The following is an 18,039-nucleotide window of genomic DNA, read 5'->3' as shown; positions in this document are numbered from 1 at the left end:
GTGCGGGCACATCCGTCGTTCAGCGCGCCCGGGCCCGCAGGACGAGCCGCTTGGGGTGCAGCGTGATGCCGATCCGGGTGTCGGTGTCGGTCTCGGCGACCCGTTCGAGACGCCACTTCGGGGCCACCGTGCCCAGGATCAGGGCGAGTTCGGCCAGGCTGAAGTGGTCGCCGGGGCACTTTCGGTTGCCGACGCTGAACGGCATCATCGCGAACTCCGGTACGTCACCGGCGCGTTCCGGATTCCAGCGGTCCGGGTCGAACTCCAGGTGCCGCTCGAAGGAACGCGGGTCGCGCTGCATCGCGTAGACGCTGTAGACGATGTCGGCGTCCGCCGGAATGCGATAGCCGCCCAGTTCGGTTTCGGCCACGGACCGGCGGGTGAATATCCAGGCCGCCGGCCGTATACGCATCGCCTCCGTGATGACATTGCGGGTGTGCGGCAGGTCCTTGAGATCGGCGAATGTGATCGCCCGATCCGGCGCCACGGAATTTACCTCTTCAACCAACCGCCTTTCCTGATCCGGGTGTTCGGTCATGAGATGGAACGTCCACGCCAGCGTCGACGCGACATTCTCCGCGCCGGCCACCACGAGCGAAACGACGTGGTCGTGGATCTCCTGATCGGTCAGGGGCCCGCCGGTTTCGTCCCGGGCCCGCAGCAATTCCGCGAGCAGGTCGTCCGGGCCGCCGGGACCGGACGCGCGGCGCTCCGCGACGATCTCGTCGACCAGCGCGTGCAGATCGGCGAGGGCGCTCTCGAACCGCCGGTTGGCGGGCGTCGGCACGCGGTAGAGCGGCCCGACCGAGAGCACCATGCGGCGGTAGAGCCCGTCGAAGACGGTGTGCAGCGAGTCGGCGATGCGGTCCGCCTTCTCGCCGATGGAGTCCACCTCCAGGAGCGAGCGGGAGACGATCCGCACCGCGGTGCGGAACATCTCGGCGCCGACGTCGACCGTCTCGTCCGGCCGCCAGCGGGCCGCCGTGGCGCGCGCCTCCTCCTCCATCACCTTGGCGTAGGCGGCGATCCGCTCGGGCCGGAAGGCGGGCTGCATCATGCGCCGCTGGCGCCGGTGCAGCTTGCCGTTGCTGGTCGCCACCCCCTTGCCGAGGAGCACCTCCAGGGTGTCCCAGAGGGGCCCGCCGACGATGTACTCCGGGTCCTTCAGGAGCGCGCCGACGAGCTCCGGGTCGCACACCGCGTAGGCCGTCCTGGGTCCCAGCCTGATCCGTACGAGGTCCCCGTGGTCGCGCAGCGCGGCCAGGAAGCCGAGGGGGTCGCGCACCAGGTGCAGGGCGTGGCCGAGCAGAGGCACCGCGCCGCGGACGAGCGGCGGGGTGCGCAGCGGGTCTCCCGACGTGGCGGGAGCGGGTATCGCGGATTCGACGCTCATTCCTCACCGACCAGTTTGTTTTCCGCCACTGCTTCTTCCGTCACATAGGGAGGCATGGACCTGTCGTCCCAGCTGTCGACCCGATAGCGACCGGATTCGTGATGGAACCAGTACACGGAAGAGAACCAGTTCCGCATGTTGAAGACGCACGATTTCACGGCGTCCGAGAGTTCCCCGCCGCGGCTGCTGCCGTCCGCCAGTTCATCGGCGAATCGCAGCACTTCCCTTTCCGCCTCCAGGAATTCCGTGACGCATCGACCGACCCGCCGGTGGACTTCCCGCACCGCCTCTTCGAGGGTCATTCCCTCGTGGTGGATGAGGCTGATCCCGAGATTGTGCAGTTCGTCGCCCGCGAGTTCTTTGGGGAGTGAGCAGAGGTCGTTGTACCAGGCCGAGAAGTCCTGGGTCGCCAGTGCCGCCCTGCGGTAGGCGGGGTGCTTGCGCACCGGGCCCGGCAGTTCGCACCGCGCGGTCGGCTCCAGGAGGTCGATCCACGCCCAGTGGGCGAAGGTGAGGCGGCGCAGCTCGACGTACGCCTCGACGGTGGGGACCGTGCCGCTGCGCCGGTTCCTGAACTCCTCGTCGTACGCCTCGATCACCGGGTGGAAGTGCCGGGCGAACCTGGCGTTCCAGCTGGGGCCGAGGAAGGAGTACAGCCGCAGGACGCAGTCCGCGAAGCCCGCGACCAACGGGTCCTTGTGGTGCAGGTACTCCCCGGGGTCGTTGAGGGTGCCGTGCAGCCCCCGGCACAGCCGCCGCCACTGTGCCGCCCTGCCGTGCACCGAGTCCCGGTCGTGCCGGTCGTCCCACGCGAAGAACCAGCTGCTGAGGTCCGCTATCGCGGTGAGCAACGCGTCCGGCGCGCCGATGTAGTAGCCGGCGACCAGGTCCGTGTAGCAGAGGCTGTCCGCGTACCGCTCGACCTTGTCGGGCGGCATCAGCCGCATTTCGCGCAGCCAGGTCCTGGACTTCTCCTGGAGCTTTGGCCAATACGGATGCAGACGGCGAGGGAACGCTGCTTCGATCACCGGAACGGCCAGTGCCTGCGGCACCGATACCGCCGATGTGCGTGACCGTGTGTGTGGTTGTGTCTGTGAAGTGCTTCCGGAATATGCAGGCACGAACAAACCCCTTTCAGCCGCGTGGGGACACGCGCCCCTCCCGCCGTACCGGGCGCGCGCCGTTGCGTATCCCCGCGCTTTCCATTCAGCACCACAACTGACCGTTCAGGGAACAGATTTGCGCCATTCACTACCCCCAGGTGCCGAGAACCTCCCCTTACATGACTGAATATGGATCGCTCGGAGCCTGTTTTGCTCGCACAGGCGATCGGCTCACGCCAACGGCCCCTGGTCAGGGGGTACTTCCCCGACCAGGGGCCGCTCGTGTCACGCGGTTCCCACGCCTCTCAGGCGTCGCGTGGGTCAGTCATTGGCCACCACGGGGTAGCGCGGGGTGCCCTCCGCCATCTGCCGCAGTGCGTCCTTGCGCTCCCTCTTGGAGAGGCGGTCGATGTAGAGGTAGCCGTACAGGTGGTCCGTCTCGTGCTGCAGGCAGCGCGCGAAGTAGCCGGAGCCGCGGACCTTGATCGGGTTGCCCTTCTCGTCCTGTCCGGTCACCTCGGCGTAGTCCGGGCGGGCCAGGTCGGCGTAGGCCGTCGGCACGGAGAGGCAGCCCTCGCCCGAGTCGTCGAGCCGCCGCCGGTCGGCGGGCAGCTCCCGCAGGACGGGGTTGCACACGACGCCGACGTGGCGCACGCCCTCGTCGTCCATGCAGTCGTAGACGAAGACCTTCAGGTCGACCCCGACCTGGTTGGCGGCCACCCCGACACCGCTCGCGCCCCGCTGGCTCGCGAACATGTCGTCGATCAGCTTCGCGAGGTCGTCGTCGAACTCCGTGACGTCCTTGCACTCCTTGTGCAGGACCGGGTTGCCGACGACCGTGATCGGCCGGTACGTGCCGCGCTCGCGGTAGGCCGTCTCCCGCTCCTCGCAGTTCTCGGTGTCGATGACGAAGCCCTCGTCGTCGACGGGGAGGACCCCGTTCGAGTACTGCTGCTCAGTGTCCTGCGCCATGTCCGCCGTACGCCTTCCTAGAAACCCACGAGAGTTCGTGCCGGTACAGCCTACGGCGAAGTGTCAGCAGACCTCTTCGAGATCCCGCCAGTCACGGGAATCCGGGCTGTCCGCCACCCACCCGTCCAGGAGGCCGCGCACCAGGGCGGCCGGCGCCGCGATGCCGCACTCGCGCTCCGGCACCCACAGCGCGCCCGGGCTGCGGTGGCCCAGCGGGCCCGGGTGGCCCGGCTCGCTGTGGTCGTGCGGGTCCAGGTGCTCGCCGTCGCCCTCGTCGCTCGGCATCCGCGACTCCGAGCACATCCGGCACAGCAGCCGCACGGAGGACGACCAGTCCTCGGCGGCGAAGCCCGCGTCGGCCGCCAGGCGCTCCAGGGCGTCCCGGTCGTCCTCGGTGGCCGCCTCCAGGAGGACCACCCAGGTCGGCACGGGCGAGGGGGCCCACAGCTCGATCTCGTCGAAGACGGGGTAGGAGTGCCCGGCCGCCGTGGTCCGCTCGCCGTGCGGGACGCCGTCGTGCAGCACGACCTCGCCCCAGCGGCGCCCGGAGGAGGGCAGCGGGATGGACAGGACCTCCATGCGGGCCGGGTCGAGCCTGCGGCCCCACACGACCTCGGCCTCGCCCTCCGGGGAGAGCCGCACGGCCGCGCTGCCCAGCTCCATGCCGGTCGGCTCGCCGGAGGCGGCCACCCCGCCGGGGACCCGCAGGCCGTACGCCTGCCAGGCGCGGCGGGCCAGCGGCCAGTCCTGCAGGGCGGTGGCCGCGATGCCCACGTTCCACCAGTCGGGGGCGCCCGCGGAGCGGTCCAGGAGCGCGACGGCGCGCAGGCCCGCGGCCCGGGCCTGCTCCCAGTCGTGCCGGAACTTGTGCAGCAGGGCCAGGTTGAACCAGGACTCCGACAGCCAGGGTTCCAGATCCGCCGCGCGCGTGAGCAGCGCCCCCGCGTCCTCGTACCGGCCGTCGCCGATCAGCGTGAACGCGCGGTCGGTCGCCTGCCGCCATGAGGCGGAGGGCCGGTGCCGTCCCTTGCCGAAGATCCTCACGATTCCCGCCTGATTCCCGCCTGCCACGTCCTGCGTCGGTCACTTCTCCAGGGGCACGGCGTGGGGCCCTCGCCCCCGTGCACCCTCTTCTTCGCATCCAACCACGTACGGTCGGACGGCCGCTCATTACCCATGGGTTACCCAGTGGGGGCCGGGCTATGACCGGCCGGTCTCCCGTGCCCACCCTGCCCCGGGACCCTACGGGCCGCCCCTTCCGTCCCTGGCGAGCACCCGAGCCAGGGACTCCACGACCTCGGCCTGGTACTCGCGCCCGGTCGCCAGGCGCAGCCGTTCCAGCGCGTGCAGGGGGCCGCCCAGCGCCCCCGAGGGTCCTTCTCCCCGCGCCATCTCGTCGTACGCGTTCGCCGTCCGCACAATGCGCGCCGTGAGGGGCTGTTCGCGGTACGGATCGGCCTGGCGCTCCACGACGACGGCGACGGCGGCGTCCACCCCGGTCTGGCGCACCACGGCCCCGCCGAGCAGGGCGATCCGGCGCTGTTCGGCGGTGGGGAGGGCGGCGGTGGCGCCCTCGGGGACGGGGTCGATGAGGGAGAGCTGCCCGATGTCGTGCATCAGCGCCGCGTGCTCCAGGACGGTGAGGTCGGACTCGCACAGGCCGAGCTCGCGCCCCACGGCCCGGCTGAGACCCGCCACCCGGTGGGCGTGGCCCTGCGGGGTGTACCCGGCGATCTCGGTGGCCCTGGCCAGGGAGGCGATGGTCTGCCGGTAGGTCGCCCGGACGGCCGCGTACCGCCGGAAGGAGAGCTGGGTGAGCAGCAGCGGGAGGCTGAAGACCGGCAGCGCCCACAGGCCCGCCACGGCCACCGCGAGCGCCATGACGGCACCGGTCGCGCAGACGGCGGAGCCGATGCCGAGGATGGCCCGCAGCTCCTCCCGCAGCAGCGGCCCGAACGGCCAGCCGGTGCGGGCGTGCGCGGTCACGGCGGCCAGCACGGCGTCGCAGAGCGCGGTCAGGACGAGCAGCACCACGATGACGAACGCGAAGTACGGGCCGTGCCCGAACCACTCGCCCAACTGGCCGGAGTTGTAGAGAGGTTGGAAGCAGGCGGCGGCGAAGCCGACGGTCAGCACGCGCCGGGCCATGTGGTCGGTCGTGGGGCCGCGGCCGCGCGCCACGCCCGGCACGGCGCCGACCAGCGCGGCCGCGACGACCACGGCGATCACCTGCAGCACGCCGTGGTGCGTGGGCTGCCCGGAGTTCTCGCCGAGGAGGGCGTACGCGAGGGCCCCGGCGGCGCCGAGCGGTGCCGGTTCGCGGTCCCGGCCGCTCCCCCACCTGGCCAGTTCACCGAGGGTGATCAGCACGCCGAAGGCGAGGGCGACGCGGCTCTCGGTGACGCCGTGCCACAGGGTCCAGGCGAGGGAGGCGAGGGCGAGCAGCCCGGCCAGGCAGGTGACCGCGGACGGCAGCCGGGAGGGGGCCTTCACCGGGCCGCCGGCCGGGACACCGCGGGGGCGGGCACGGTGTCGGGCTCCGTGCCGGGTGCGGGCGTGGTGGCGGGTGCGGGAGTGGTGGCGGGTCCGGGGACGGGTGAGACGTTTCCGCCGGGTTCCGGGACGTCCGCGGTGACCTCGGGGTGCCAGCCGTGCCGGTCCAGGGCGCGGGTCAGCGCCCCGACCATCTCGGGGTCGAACTGGGCACCGGCGCAGCGGGCGAGCTCGGCGACGGCCACCTCGACGGGCCGGGCCCGCCGGTAGGACCGGGTGGAGGTCATCGCGTCGAAGGCGTCGGCCACCGCGACCACGCGCGCGCACTGGGGGATCTGCGGCCCGGCCAGCCCGTAGGGGTATCCGCTGCCGTCGAGGCGCTCGTGGTGGTGCAGGATCGCCGCCCGCGCCTCCCCGAGGAAACCGATGCCGCGGACCATCTCGTGGCCGTACTCGGGGTGCAGTTCGATGACGCGGCGCTCCTCGGGCGTCAGCGGCCCGTCCTTGCGCAACAGCCGGGTGGGGACGCCGAGTTTGCCGACGTCGTGCAGGATCCCGGCGAACCGCAGGACCTCGACGCGCTCGTCGTCCAGGCCGAGCTCGCGCGCGATCATCACGGAGGCGCGGCCGACCCGCTCGCTGTGGCCGCGGGTGTACTTGTCCTTGAGGTCGACGGCCTGGACGAGGGCACGGATGGTGGCCTGGTGGGCGGCCCGCTCGCGGTGGTACTGCGCGAAGACCCAGCAGGAGACGCCCATCGGGAGCAGCACGAGCAGCGCGGCGACGGGGCCGTACGGGCTGGTCCAGAGCACCGCCATCATCAGTCCGGCGAGCCCGTGCACGGCGACGGGCGCGAGCGAACGCGTCAGGCCGCCCCGCCAGGCGGTCCGCGGCGAGACGCGCTCGGCGCACACGAGGATGCCGCCGTCCAGCGCGGTGAGCACGGCGGAGAAGGTGAGCACGGCGGCCCCGGCGGGCCCCAGGACGTAGGGGAAGTCGGGGGCGGCGGTGGCCGCGGGCCCGCCGAGCCAGGCGAACACCGACGCGGACGCCCAGGCGGTCAGGGCGAGTTGGGCGGCCCGCCAGAGGCGGCGCAGCCGGCGCGGGTGGCGGTCGACGCGGGCGAGCAGGGCGCCGGGCACGGCGACGAGGGCCGCGGCCGGCGGCGGCAGCAGGAACACCCCGGCGAGCAGGACGGGGAAGAAGGTGCCGAGCGCGCGCGGGTCGAAGCGGGTGGTGGTGCCGCCCGCGCCCTTGAGCCTGCGGGGCAGGGTGAGCTGCTCGCACCCGGCGTAGAGCGCGGCGAGCAGGGCGACGGCGGGCCAGGACGGGTGCGTGCCGGGCGCGGGCGCGGCGCAGAGGGCCCCGGCCAGGGCGACGCACAGGATGTAGACGCGGGCCCGCACCGGCACCGACCGCATGGAGTTCTCCTCCCCGTTCCGGTCCGGAGACTAGAACGGCGCTCCCGCGGCCCGTGCCGGGCGCCGGTTAATTAGCACGTTCGAGTGACGCGGGGGGAGAAGGGGGGACACGGCGGCGGAGCAGGTCGGGCACCGTGTGCCGACCTGCTCCGTGGGTGGCGGCGGTGTGCTCTCGCGCCGGGCGCCGCCCGGGTTTCCGGCCCTGTTCAGGCCTCCGAGGTCGTCACGTCGTGCGTGACGTCCTGGTCCGGGACGGTCTGCCCGGAGCGGATCAGGTCGATGCGGCCCATGACCTTGGCCCGCAGGTCGACGGGGACGTCGTCCTGGCCGCAGCAGCGCTTCACCAGCTTCTTGACCGCTTGTTCGAGGCCGTACTTCTCCAGGCACGGAGAGCACTCCTCGAAGTGCGTCTCGAACTTGGTGCAGTCGCTGTCCGGCATCTCGTGGTCGAGGAACTCGTAGAGATGGTCCAGGACCTCACTGCAGTCAGTCTCGTGCGGCTCTCCGCAGCTCATGAGCCCGAGCCTTTCGTTCCGTTCGACTCCCCGGCACCCGCCGGGACGAGCCCGCGCTCACGGGCGTAGTCCTCCAGCATGCCGCGCAGTTGGCGGCGGCCCCGGTGCAGTCGGGACATCACCGTACCGATGGGTGTCCCCATGATGTCCGCGATCTCCTTGTACGCAAAGCCCTCGACATCGGCCAGATAGACGGCGATGCGGAATTCCTCGGGGATCGCCTGGAGCGCCTGCTTCACGTCCGAGTCGGGCAGGTGGTCCAGGGCCTGCGACTCGGCGGAGCGCAGACCGGTGGACATGTGCGACTCGGCGCGCGCGAGCTGCCAGTCCTCGATCTCCTCGGCGGCACTGCGCTGGGGTTCGCGCTGCTTCTTGCGGTACGAGTTGATGAACGTGTTCGTCAGGATGCGGTACAGCCACGCCTTGAGGTTGGTGCCCTCGCGGAACTGGTGGAACGAGGCGTACGCCTTCGCGTAGGTCTCCTGCACCAGGTCCTCCGCGTCCGCCGGGTTGCGCGTCATGCGCAGCGCCGCCGAGTACATCTGGTCGAGGAACGTCAGCGCGTCCCGCTCGAAGCGGGCCGTGCGCTCCGCGGCCGTCTCGGACTTCTCCGAATTCTCTCGGGGCTGCTCCGCCTGACCGTGCTCGGTCCCTGCGTCGGTCCCAGTGACCGGACCCACCTCCTCCAACGACGTGGTGAGGCCGAAAGCAGCCCCACTCGAATCGGAGGATAGACGACGACCCGGTCCCCGCGCCGCCCGAATAGATGCGGTTTTGGGTGCGCTCAGCACCGTCCACTCCAGGTCAGCGGCGCTGGAGCGGTTCGGGCAGATGGTCGAACCCATGCGGCGGACTCCCTCTCGTACGAACAGCTGTCGACGGCGTCTGCCGTCTGTCCCGCACAACAGAGGTCAGCCGTCCAGCATTCCCGTCCAGCGGGTGACGGCGTCCGTGATGCGCTTCACCGCCTCCTCCTGTGCGATGTCCGCGCGCTTGGGCACCGCGAACCCGTGGTCGCCGTGCGGAATCTCCACGAGCTCGTACGCCCCTTCGGGGAACTCGGCGGGCTTGCCGAAGGGGTCGTTGCCGCCCTGCACGACGAGGGTGGGCACGCCCGCGCCGAGGAGTTCGGCGGCGCGGGACTTCTCCGGCCTGCCCGGCGGGTGCAGCGGGAAGCTGAGGGCGAGGACGGCGGCGGCGCCCAGCTCGGTCGCCGTGCGGCAGGCCACCCGGGCGCCCGCGCTGCGCCCGCCCGCGACGACGGGCAGGCCCTTCTTCGCCAGCGCGGGCCACAGGCCCCGCCAGCCGGTGTCGAGGGTCCTGGGTGCGGGCGCCACCTTCTTGCCCGCCACCCGCCAGGGCTGCTCGACGAGGGCGACGCTCACGCCGTGCGCGGGCAGCTCGGCGGCGACGGCCCGCAGGTCGCGGGCCTCGATGCCGCCGCCCGCGCCGTGGCTGACGGCGAGCAGCAGGCGGGCGCGGGGCGCCGGGTGCCAGGTGATGCGCGCCTCACCGGCGTCGGTCGGGATGGTCTCGCTGTGCGGTGCGTCCTTGGTCACGTCAGAAGAGTGTGCCCTCTTCGGGTCCGTCCAGCTCCTTCAGCAGCTCCGGGCCGTTGTTGCGGACGTTGCTGACGGCGGTGGACACCGGGTAGGCCCGCAGCAGGCCGTGCGGCGGCGGCTCCAGCAGGGTGCGCAGGTCCTCGACGTCCGTGCGGGAGGGGTCGAGCCAGGCGTCCCAGCGGTCCGGGGTGAGCATCAGCGGCATGCGCGGGTGGATGTCGGCGAGGGAGGCGGGGCCCTCCTCGGGGGCCGCCGCCAGGGGCGTGGTCTCCGCCTCCGTGGTGATCACCGTGCACGTCACCCACCAGGCGAGGGGGTGCTCGTCGGGCAGCGTCCGGTCCCGCCAGAACTCGTAGAGGCCGGCCATGGCGAAGACCGAGCCGTCGGCGGGCGTGACGAAGTAGGGCTGCTTGCGCGGCCGCTTCTTCTTGCCCTCGACCTCCAGCTGCCGCTCCTCGGGGGCGGTCACCCACTCGTAATAGCCGTCGGCGGGCAGCACGCAGCGCCGGGACGCGAAGGCCTTGCGGTAGGAGGGCTTCTCGTGGACGGTCTCCGCGCGGGCGTTGATCATCCGGGCGCCGCCCTCGGGCGTCTTGGACCAGGAGGGCACGAGTCCCCACTTCAGGACGCGCAGCTGGCGAACCGGACGCGGGTCGTCGGCGTCTTTCAGTGGACGGTCGAGGACCGCGTAGACCTCTTTCGTGGGCGCCACGTTGAAGTCGGGTGCCAGAGCCTCCCCGGGCTCCCTCCCCTCAGCCTGCGACTCCGCGCCGGCAGGGGGGACCCCCACTTCGATCCCGAAGACCCCGGCGAGGTCCTCGGGCCTACGACTGGATGCATACCGTCCGCACATACGTGCCAGACTGCCAGACCCCGTACGACCAGAGGAGCCGGTCCCGACCATGGCACCAGCAATGGAAGTCACCGCCAACGCCAGCCTGACCGACCTCTGGGACCGGGTATTCGGCACACAGGCCGCGCCCGAGCAGTGGCTGGTGATCGCCACCGGCGTCATCGCGCTCGCCGTCGTCGTCCCGCACAGCGTCTGGCGCGTGGCCCGCAACGCGATCACCATCGCGCACGAGGGCGGGCACGGCCTGGTCGCGCTCCTGACCGGGCGCCGGCTGGACGGCATCCGGCTGCACTCCGACACCTCGGGCCTGACCGTCTCCCGCGGCAAGCCCAGCGGCCTCGGCATGATCCTCACGGCGGCCGCCGGCTACACCGCCCCGCCGCTGCTCGGTCTCGGCGGCGCCGCGCTGCTGGCCTCCGGGCGCATCACGGCGTTCCTGTGGATCGCGACCGCGCTGCTCATGGTGATGCTGGTGATGATCCGCAACGCGTACGGCGCGCTGACGGTGATCCTCACCGGCGGCGCCTTCCTGCTCGTCTCCTGGCTTGCGGCCACCGACGTCCAGGCGTCGTTCGCGTACGCGGTGGTGTGGTTCCTGCTGCTCGGCGGCGTGCGTCCGGCCTTCGAGCTGCAGTCCAAGCGCCGGCGCGGGGGTGCGGGCGACTCGGACGCGGACCAGCTGGCGCGGCTCACGCACGTCCCGGCGGGGCTGTGGCTCTTCCTCTTCCACGCCGTCTCGCTCTGCTCGCTGATGGGCGGCGGACGCTGGCTGCTCGGTCTCTGAGCGGTGCCGGCCCCCGGGCCCCGTGGATTCCGGCGTGCGGGGACGCCGTGGCCGGCCTCGCCCGACCCGCTTCCGGGTTTCGCCTCGATTTCGCCACATTTGATCAAGATTCCCGGTCACGCGCAGCCACTAAAGTGAAGGCATGACCGAAACCCCGGCGCACACCGCCCTCTGGCCCGCCCCGCACGCAAGCGGAGCCGTCACCGCGACGGTCCACGTCCCCGGTTCGAAATCGGTCACCAACCGTGCGCTGGTCCTGGCCTCGCTGGCCGCCGAGCCGGGCTGGCTGCGCCGCCCGCTGCGCTCCCGCGACACCCTGCTGATGGCGGGCGCCCTGCGCGCGATGGGCGTCGGCATCGAGGAGGGCGTGGGCCCGGACGGCTCGGGCGAGGCATGGCGCGTGATCCCCTCGCGTCTGAACGGCCCGGCCACGGTCGACGTCGGCAACGCCGGCACGGTCATGCGCTTCCTGCCCCCGGTCGCCGCCCTCGCCGACGGCCCGATCCGCTTCGACGGCGACCCCCGTTCGTACGAGCGCCCCCTGCACGGCGTGATCGACGCCCTGCGCGTGCTCGGCGCCCGCATCGACGACGCGTCGGTGGGCAGCCCCGGCGCGCTGCCCCTGACGGTGCACGGCGGCGGCGCCCTGGACGGCGGTCCGGTCGAGATCGACGCCTCGTCCTCCTCCCAGTTCGTGAGCGCCCTGCTGCTCTCGGGCCCGCGGTTCAACCAGGGCGTCGAGGTCCGGCACGTGGGCGGCGCCCTGCCGTCCATGCCGCACATCCGGATGACGGTCGACATGCTCCGCGCGGTCGGCGCCCAGGTCGACGAGCCCGAGTCGGGCGGCGAGCCGAATGTGTGGCGGGTCACCCCCGGCGCCCTGCTCGGCCGCGACCTGACCGTCGAGCCCGACCTGTCGAACGCGCAGCCCTTCCTCGCCGCCGCGCTGGTCACCGGCGGCACGGTGACCGTCCCCGACTGGCCGGCCCGCACCACCCAGCCCGGCGACGCGCTGCGCGAGATCTTCACCGAGATGGGCGGCTCCTGCGAGCTGACCGAGCAGGGCCTGGTCTTCACCGGCTCCGGCGCGGTCCACGGCATCGACGTGGACCTGAGCGAGGTCGGCGAGCTCACCCCCGGCATCGCGGCGGTCGCGGCCCTGGCCGACTCCCCCTCGACGCTGCGCGGCGTCGCCCACCTGCGGCTGCACGAGACCGACCGGCTGGCCGCGCTCACCAAGGAGATCAACGAACTGGGCGGCGACGTCACCGAGACCGCCGACGGGCTGCACATCCGCCCGCGCCGGCTGCACGGCGGCATCTTCCACACCTACGACGACCACCGCATGGCGACCGCGGGCGCGATCATCGGCCTGGCGGTGGAGGGCGTGCAGATCGAGAACGTGGCGACGACGGCGAAGACCCTCCCGGACTTCCCCGACCTCTGGACCGGGATGCTCGGGAACTGACGGGCGGATCGAGAACCATGCGCCGCTACGGCAAGAACCCCGACGAGGACGACATCCGCGTCCGTCCCAACCGCAAGGGCAACCGCCCGCGCACCCACATCAGGCCCAAGCACGAGGACGCGGCCGAGGGCATGGTCCTCACCGTCGACCGGGGCCGCCTGACCGTCCTGGTCGACGACCGCGCCGTGATGGCGATGAAGGCCCGCGAGCTGGGCCGCAAGGCCGCGGTGGTCGGCGACCGGGTCGCGGTCGTCGGGGACCTGTCGGGAAAGAAGGACACACTCGCGCGGATCGTGCGGATCGGCGAGCGCTCCTCCGTCCTGCGGCGCACGGCCGACGACGACGACCCGTACGAGCGGGTGGTCGTCGCCAACGCCGACCAGCTCGCCATCGTGACCGCCCTGGCCGACCCCGAGCCGCGCCCGCGGCTGATCGACCGGTGCGTCGTGGCGGCGTACGACGGCGGCCTGGAGCCCGTCCTCGTCCTGACGAAGTCGGACCTGGCGTCCGCCGACAAGATCCTGGAGACGTACGCGGCGCTGGACATCCCCTACGTCGTCACCAGCCGCGAGGAGTTCACCGACGGCGCGGAGCTCGCGCGGGTGCACGAGCTGCTCGACGGAAAGGTGACCGCCTTCGTCGGGCACTCCGGGGTCGGCAAGACGACGCTGGTCAACGCGCTCGTACCGGAGGAGCGGCGGCGCACCACCGGGCACGTCAACGCGGTCACGGGCCGCGGCAGGCACACCACCACCTCCGCCCTCGCGCTCCCTCTGGAGGGTGCGGACGGCTGGGTGATCGACACCCCGGGCGTGCGGTCGTTCGGGCTCCACCACGTCGATCCGTCCCGGGTCATCCTCGCCTTCCCCGACCTGGAGCCGGGGACCGCGGACTGCCCGCGCGGCTGCAGCCACGACGAGAAGGACTGCGCCCTGGACGCGTGGGTCGCCCAGGGGCACGCGGACCCGGCCCGCCTGTACTCACTGCGCAGGCTGCTCGCAACGCGGGAGCGACGCGACGGCGACTGACCTCCCCGTTGTTTGCGCCCCGACGGCAAAGGTAAATGCATAATCGCACCAAGCCGGATTCAAGCCAGACGAAGCGGCCGCGGATCGTGGACGAGTACGGGAGGCATGGACATGGCGTGGCTGCTGGTCATCGTGGCCGGGATTCTCGAGACCGGCTTCGCGGTCTGTCTCAAGCTGTCGCACGGCTTCACCCGGCTCTGGCCCACCATCGCCTTCGCCTGTTTCGCGCTCGGCAGCTTCGGCCTGCTGACCCTCGCGCTGCGCAAGCTGGACGTCGGTCCCGCGTACGCGGTGTGGACGGGCATCGGCGCGGCGGGCACCGCGATCTACGGGATGATCTTCCTGGGCGACCTGGTCTCCACGCTCAAGCTCGTCTCGATCTCCTTCGTCATCGTGGGCGTGATCGGCCTGCAGCTGTCCGGCTCCGCGCACTGAGCCGCCCTCCCGGCCGTCAGACCACCTCCCTGACCGCGGGGAAGTGGCAGGCGGCCGTGTGCCCGGCGTCCTGCGGGGCCACCGGCTCGTGCCGCGCGCAGCGTTCCCTGTCCGCGGCGTCGCCGAGCGCCGCGTGGACGGGGCAGCGGGCCAGGAACCGGCAGCCGTCGTGGCGCCGGGTCGGGCTCGGCGGGTCGCCCGCCAGCAGGATCCGGGTGCGGTCCCGCTCCCGGACCGGGTCGGGCACGGGCACCGCGGAGAGCAGGGCCTGGGTGTACGGGTGCCGGGGCCGCTCGAAGACGTCGGCGACCGCCCCCGTCTCGACCGTGCGCCCCAGATAGAGCACGCTCACCCGGTCGGCGATGTGCCGCACCACGGACAGGTCGTGCGAGACGAAGAGGAACGCCAGGCCCAGCTCCGCCTTGAGGCGCTGCAGCAGATTGAGCACGCCCGCCTGCACCGAGACGTCGAGCGCCGACACCGGCTCGTCCAGGACCAGCAGGTCCGGCTCGACGGAGAGCGCCCGGGCGATGCCGACGCGCTGGCGCTGGCCGCCGGAGACCTCGTGCGGGAAGCGGGTCGCGTGGGCGGGGTCGAGGCCGACCTGGGCCAGCAGTCCCGGGATCCGCGCGGCGGCGTCCCGCTTCGACGCCCCTTGGGCGCGCAGGGGTTCGGTGACGATGTCGCCGACCGTCATCCGCGGGTCGAGGCTGGCCAGCGGGTCCTGGAAGACGATCTGCACCCGGCCGCGGGCCGCCTGCCGCTCCCCCTTGGTCAGCTCCCCCACCGGCCGGCCGAACAGCTCGATGTCACCGCCCTGCGGCGCCGCGAGGTTCAGCAGCTCGAAGAGCGTGGTCGACTTCCCCGAGCCCGACTCGCCCACCAGGGCGAGGGTCTCGCCCCGCCGGATGTCGAGGTCGACGCCGTCGACGGCGTACACGCTGCCGACCCGGCGCTTGAAGGCCGCGCCCTTGAGCACCGGGAAGGTCTTGGTGAGGCCGCGCACGCGCAGCACGGGGGCGCGGTCCCCGTCGGCCGCGGGCTCCTCGCGTGCCGTCGGCGGCGGCTCGGGCACCGGGAAGACGTCGAGCGGTCCGAGCCCGCGTGCGGCGATCTCGGCGGACCGTACGCAGGCCACCTCGTGGTCCTCGGCCGCCGCGGCGAGCGCGGGCGGCCCGCCGTCCCGGCACCGGTCCTGGGCCAGCGGGCAGCGCGGCGCGAAGGCGCATCCCCCGGGGTGCTCGGCGGGGGCGGGCGGCGCGCCGGGCACCGGCACCAGGACCGCGGGCCCCGCGCCGTCCACGCGCGGCACGGCGCCGAGCAGCCCGAGGGTGTACGGCATCCGGGGCCGCCGGAACAGCTCGTCGACGGGCGCGGTCTCCACGATCCGGCCCGCGTACATCACCGCGACCCGGTCCGCCGTGCCCGCGATCACCCCGAGGTCGTGGCTGACCAGGAGCAGCGCGGCGCCGGTCTCGCGGCGGGCGGTGCGCAGCACGTCGAGGACCTGGGCCTGGATGGTGACGTCGAGGGCGGTGGTCGGCTCGTCGGCGAGGATCACGTCCGGGTCGTTGGCGACGGCCATGGCGATCATCGCGCGCTGGCGCATGCCGCCGGAGAACTCGTGCGGGAACGACCGCGCCCTGGCCCGGGGTTCGGGGATGCCGACCAGGTCGAGCAGCTCGACGGCCCGCTCGCGCGCCGCCTCCTTGGAGACGTCCTGGTGGGCGCGGACGGCCTCGGCTATCTGGTCGCCGATGCGGTGGACGGGCGTGAACGCGGACAGCGGGTCCTGGAAGACCATGCCGATGCGTCCGCCGCGCACCCGGGAGAGCTCGCGGTCGGGGGCGCCGAGGAGTTCGGTGCCGTCCAGGCGGACGGAGCCGCCGACGGTGGCGTGGTCGGGCAGCAGGCCGAGGAGGGCGAGGGCGGTGGCCGACTTGCCGGAGCCGGACTCGCCGACCAGGCCGAGGACTTCGCCGCGGCGCAGGTCGAGGCCGACGCCCCGGACGGCCGGGGAGCCGCCGAAGTCGACGGTCAGGTCGCGTACCCGGAGCACGGTCCCGGGATCGGGCGCAGGCGTCATCGGTGGTCCTTCCGGCGCTCGGCGCGCTGCGTGCGGGACGTCGGGTCGAGCGCGTCCCGCAGCCCGTCCCCGACGAGGTTGACCGCGAGGACGAACAGCACCAGGAGGCCCGCGGCGAAGAAGAACATCCACGGGTAGCCGAGGGCCGCCGCGGTGTTGTCGGCGATGAGGGTGCCGAGCGAGATGTCGGGGGGCTGTACGCCGAAGCCGAAGTAGGACAGCGCGGTCTCGCTCATGACGGCGCCGCCGACGGCGATGGTCGCGTCGATGATGAGGAAGGAGGCGATGTTGGGCAGGACGTGCCGCCGGATGATCCGGAACGGACCGACGCCCATGTACACGGCCGCGCGCACGAATTCGCGCTCCTTGAGGGAGAGCGTCATCGACCGCACCACCCGCGCGGTGATCATCCAGCCGAAGACGGCGAGCAGCCCGACGAACGCGAGCCAGCCGCCGCTCTTCAGCCGGGGCGAGACGATCGCGATGACCAGGAAGGCCGGGAAGACCAGGAGCAGATCGACGAGGAACATCAGGATCCGGTCGGCCCAGCCCCCGAAGTACCCGGCGCAGGCCCCCACGAGGGCGGCGACGCCGGTCGCGAAGAACGCCACCAGCAGGCCGATGACCAGGGACTTCTGGAGTCCTCTCGCGGTCTGCGCGAAGACGTCCTGGCCGATGCGGTTGGTGCCCCACCAGTGCTCGGCCGAGGGCCCGGACCGCAGCGCGGTGTAGTCGATCTCGCTGTAGCTCCAGCCGCAGACGTACGGTCCCGCGAAGGCCAGCAGGAAGAGCAGCACCAGCACGGTGGCTCCGGTGAGCACTCCGGGGTCGCGCAGGAAGCGGCGCGTGCGGACGGCGGTCATCGGACCGTTCCCCTCAGGTCGTTCCCCGGCCGGCGCGGGGCGGGCGCGCTCACGCGTGCCGCACGCGCGGGTCGAGCGCGGCGTGCAGCAGGTCGGCGAGGAAGCCGGAGAGCAGCACGACCACGGCGGCGAAGATGTTGACGGCGACGACGGAGTTGACGTCGTTCTTGTTGATGGAGCCGATGAACCACTCGCCCATGCCGTGCCAGCCGAAGATCGTCTCGGTGAAGGTGGCGCCGGTGAACAGCGCGAGGAAGCCGTAGGAGAAGAACGCGGACATCGGGATGAGCGCGGTGCGCAGGCCGTGCTTGAGGAGCGCGGCCCGCCGGGTCAGGCCCTTGGCGCGCGCGGTGCGCAGATAGTCGGAGCCGAGCACGTCGAGCATGGCGCTGCGCTGGTAGCGGCTGTAGCCGGCGAGGGCGCCGAGCGCCACGGAGACCGTGGGCAGGAGCAGGTGGACCGCGCGGTCCCGCAGGACGGCGAGCACACCGGAGTCGACGCCGGGGCTCTTCTCGCCGGTGAACTGGATGACGTCGGTGCCGGTGGTCTGGTTGAACCAGATCGCCCCGGTCTTGAGCAGCACGGCCAGCAGGAACACGGGCGTCGACAGGAGCGCGAAGGAGACGAGCGTGACGGCACGGTCGGAGAGCCGGTACTGCCGCACGGCCGTCCAGGCGCCGATCAGCACGCCGAGCACGGTGCCGCCGAGGGTGCCCACGACCAGCAGCCGCAGGCTGACGCCGAGCCGGCGCCCGAACTCCTCGCCCACCGGCTGGCCGTCGATGGTGCGGCCCAGGTCGCCGCGGAGCACGTGGCCGGCCCAGGTCGTGAACCGGCCGAGCAGCGGCTCCTGGTCGTTGACGCCGATCGCGGTGAGGTGGTGGTCGACCGAGGCGGGCGAGAGCGGCGGCTGCCTGCCCTCGTAGTACGCGCGCGGGTCGAGCGCGTACGACGCGAGCAGGTAGGACAGGCAGACGGCGGCCAGGAGCAGGACCACGTAGTAGCCAAGGCGCCTGGCCAGGTAGGCCGACAACGTACTCGCCCTCCAGTCGGGGTGTCCGGG

At 72.5% G+C, this 18,039-nt stretch carries 17 protein-coding genes; 4 read left to right on the top strand and 13 right to left on the bottom strand.

The window, feature by feature from the left end; all coding sequences use genetic code 11:
• Positions 1–19: 19 nt before the first annotated feature.
• From ACFYXE_RS03750 to ACFYXE_RS03705, 10 genes are all read right to left on the bottom strand, one after another.
• Positions 20–1,393: a cytochrome P450 gene (locus ACFYXE_RS03750; protein ID WP_389308487.1), complete on the bottom strand. Its 1,374-nt coding sequence runs from the start codon at positions 1,391–1,393 to the stop codon at positions 20–22.
• A complete protein-coding gene (cyc1, locus tag ACFYXE_RS03745) occupies positions 1,390–2,514 on the bottom strand; it encodes an epi-isozizaene synthase (protein ID WP_389308485.1) in 1,125 nt (374 codons plus the stop codon). The genes ACFYXE_RS03750 and cyc1 overlap by 4 nt, the downstream gene beginning before the upstream one ends.
• Before the next feature lie 303 nt (positions 2,515–2,817).
• Entirely contained in the window at positions 2,818–3,468 is a 651-nt protein-coding gene (gene def, locus ACFYXE_RS03740; protein ID WP_389308483.1) for a peptide deformylase, read from the bottom strand.
• Between the two features lie 63 nt (positions 3,469–3,531).
• Positions 3,532–4,512, bottom strand: coding sequence for a hypothetical protein (locus ACFYXE_RS03735; protein ID WP_361167738.1), 981 nt, complete (start codon positions 4,510–4,512; stop codon positions 3,532–3,534).
• Positions 4,513–4,710: 198 nt separating this feature from the next.
• Complete coding sequence (locus ACFYXE_RS03730; RefSeq protein ID WP_389308480.1) at positions 4,711–5,961, bottom strand: HD-GYP domain-containing protein; 1,251 nt, start codon at positions 5,959–5,961, stop codon at positions 4,711–4,713.
• Positions 5,958–7,382 (bottom strand): HD-GYP domain-containing protein, encoded by a 1,425-nt coding sequence (locus ACFYXE_RS03725; protein ID WP_389308478.1) that lies wholly within the window; start codon positions 7,380–7,382, stop codon positions 5,958–5,960. Before ACFYXE_RS03725 ends, ACFYXE_RS03730 begins: the two co-directional genes overlap by 4 nt.
• 206 nt (positions 7,383–7,588) lie before the next feature.
• Positions 7,589–7,897, bottom strand: coding sequence for a mycothiol system anti-sigma-R factor (gene rsrA, locus ACFYXE_RS03720; RefSeq protein WP_361167729.1), 309 nt, complete (start codon positions 7,895–7,897; stop codon positions 7,589–7,591).
• Entirely contained in the window at positions 7,894–8,577 is a 684-nt protein-coding gene (locus tag ACFYXE_RS03715) for a sigma-70 family RNA polymerase sigma factor (RefSeq protein ID WP_361167726.1), read from the bottom strand. Before ACFYXE_RS03715 ends, rsrA begins: the two co-directional genes overlap by 4 nt.
• Before the next feature lie 231 nt (positions 8,578–8,808).
• Positions 8,809–9,456 (bottom strand): alpha/beta family hydrolase, encoded by a 648-nt coding sequence (locus ACFYXE_RS03710; protein ID WP_389308475.1) that lies wholly within the window; start codon positions 9,454–9,456, stop codon positions 8,809–8,811.
• A gap of 1 nt (position 9,457) precedes the next feature.
• A complete protein-coding gene (locus ACFYXE_RS03705; protein ID WP_389308473.1) occupies positions 9,458–10,312 on the bottom strand; it encodes an SOS response-associated peptidase in 855 nt (284 codons plus the stop codon).
• A gap of 61 nt (positions 10,313–10,373) precedes the next feature.
• On the opposite strand from ACFYXE_RS03705, the gene ACFYXE_RS03700 reads away from it, so the two are divergent.
• The 4 genes from ACFYXE_RS03700 (at position 10,374) to ACFYXE_RS03685 (ending at position 14,027) form a co-directional block, all read left to right on the top strand.
• Positions 10,374–11,096 (top strand): M50 family metallopeptidase, encoded by a 723-nt coding sequence (locus ACFYXE_RS03700; protein WP_361167841.1) that lies wholly within the window; start codon positions 10,374–10,376, stop codon positions 11,094–11,096.
• A gap of 142 nt (positions 11,097–11,238) precedes the next feature.
• Positions 11,239–12,564 carry a 3-phosphoshikimate 1-carboxyvinyltransferase gene (gene aroA / locus ACFYXE_RS03695; RefSeq protein ID WP_361167717.1) on the top strand — a complete coding sequence of 442 codons (1,326 nt, stop codon included), beginning with the start codon at positions 11,239–11,241 and terminating at the stop codon, positions 12,562–12,564.
• 17 nt (positions 12,565–12,581) lie between these two features.
• Complete coding sequence (gene rsgA / locus ACFYXE_RS03690) at positions 12,582–13,592, top strand: ribosome small subunit-dependent GTPase A (RefSeq protein ID WP_389308470.1); 1,011 nt, start codon at positions 12,582–12,584, stop codon at positions 13,590–13,592.
• 111 nt (positions 13,593–13,703) lie between these two features.
• Positions 13,704–14,027, top strand: a complete 324-nt coding sequence (locus ACFYXE_RS03685) for a multidrug efflux SMR transporter (protein WP_359348353.1) — start codon at positions 13,704–13,706, stop codon at positions 14,025–14,027.
• 16 nt (positions 14,028–14,043) lie between these two features.
• On the opposite strand, the gene ACFYXE_RS03680 is transcribed toward ACFYXE_RS03685, so the two are convergent.
• The 3 genes from ACFYXE_RS03680 to ACFYXE_RS03670 are packed head-to-tail and all read right to left on the bottom strand — an operon-like array spanning position 14,044 to position 18,009.
• Positions 14,044–16,113, bottom strand: coding sequence for a dipeptide ABC transporter ATP-binding protein (locus ACFYXE_RS03680; protein ID WP_389308467.1), 2,070 nt, complete (start codon positions 16,111–16,113; stop codon positions 14,044–14,046).
• Entirely contained in the window at positions 16,110–16,976 is an 867-nt protein-coding gene (locus ACFYXE_RS03675; RefSeq protein ID WP_389308465.1) for an ABC transporter permease, read from the bottom strand. Before ACFYXE_RS03675 ends, ACFYXE_RS03680 begins: the two co-directional genes overlap by 4 nt.
• A 49-nt stretch (positions 16,977–17,025) precedes the next feature.
• A complete protein-coding gene (locus tag ACFYXE_RS03670; protein WP_389308463.1) occupies positions 17,026–18,009 on the bottom strand; it encodes an ABC transporter permease in 984 nt (327 codons plus the stop codon).
• Between the last annotated feature and the right edge of the window lie 30 nt (positions 18,010–18,039).

Source organism: Streptomyces sp. NPDC002564 (assembly GCF_042889645.1).
Taxonomy (GTDB): Bacteria; Actinomycetota; Actinomycetes; order Streptomycetales; family Streptomycetaceae; genus Streptomyces.
The sequence above is the reverse complement of the archived record's forward strand: the minus strand, read 5'-3'. Positions and strand labels throughout refer to the sequence as shown.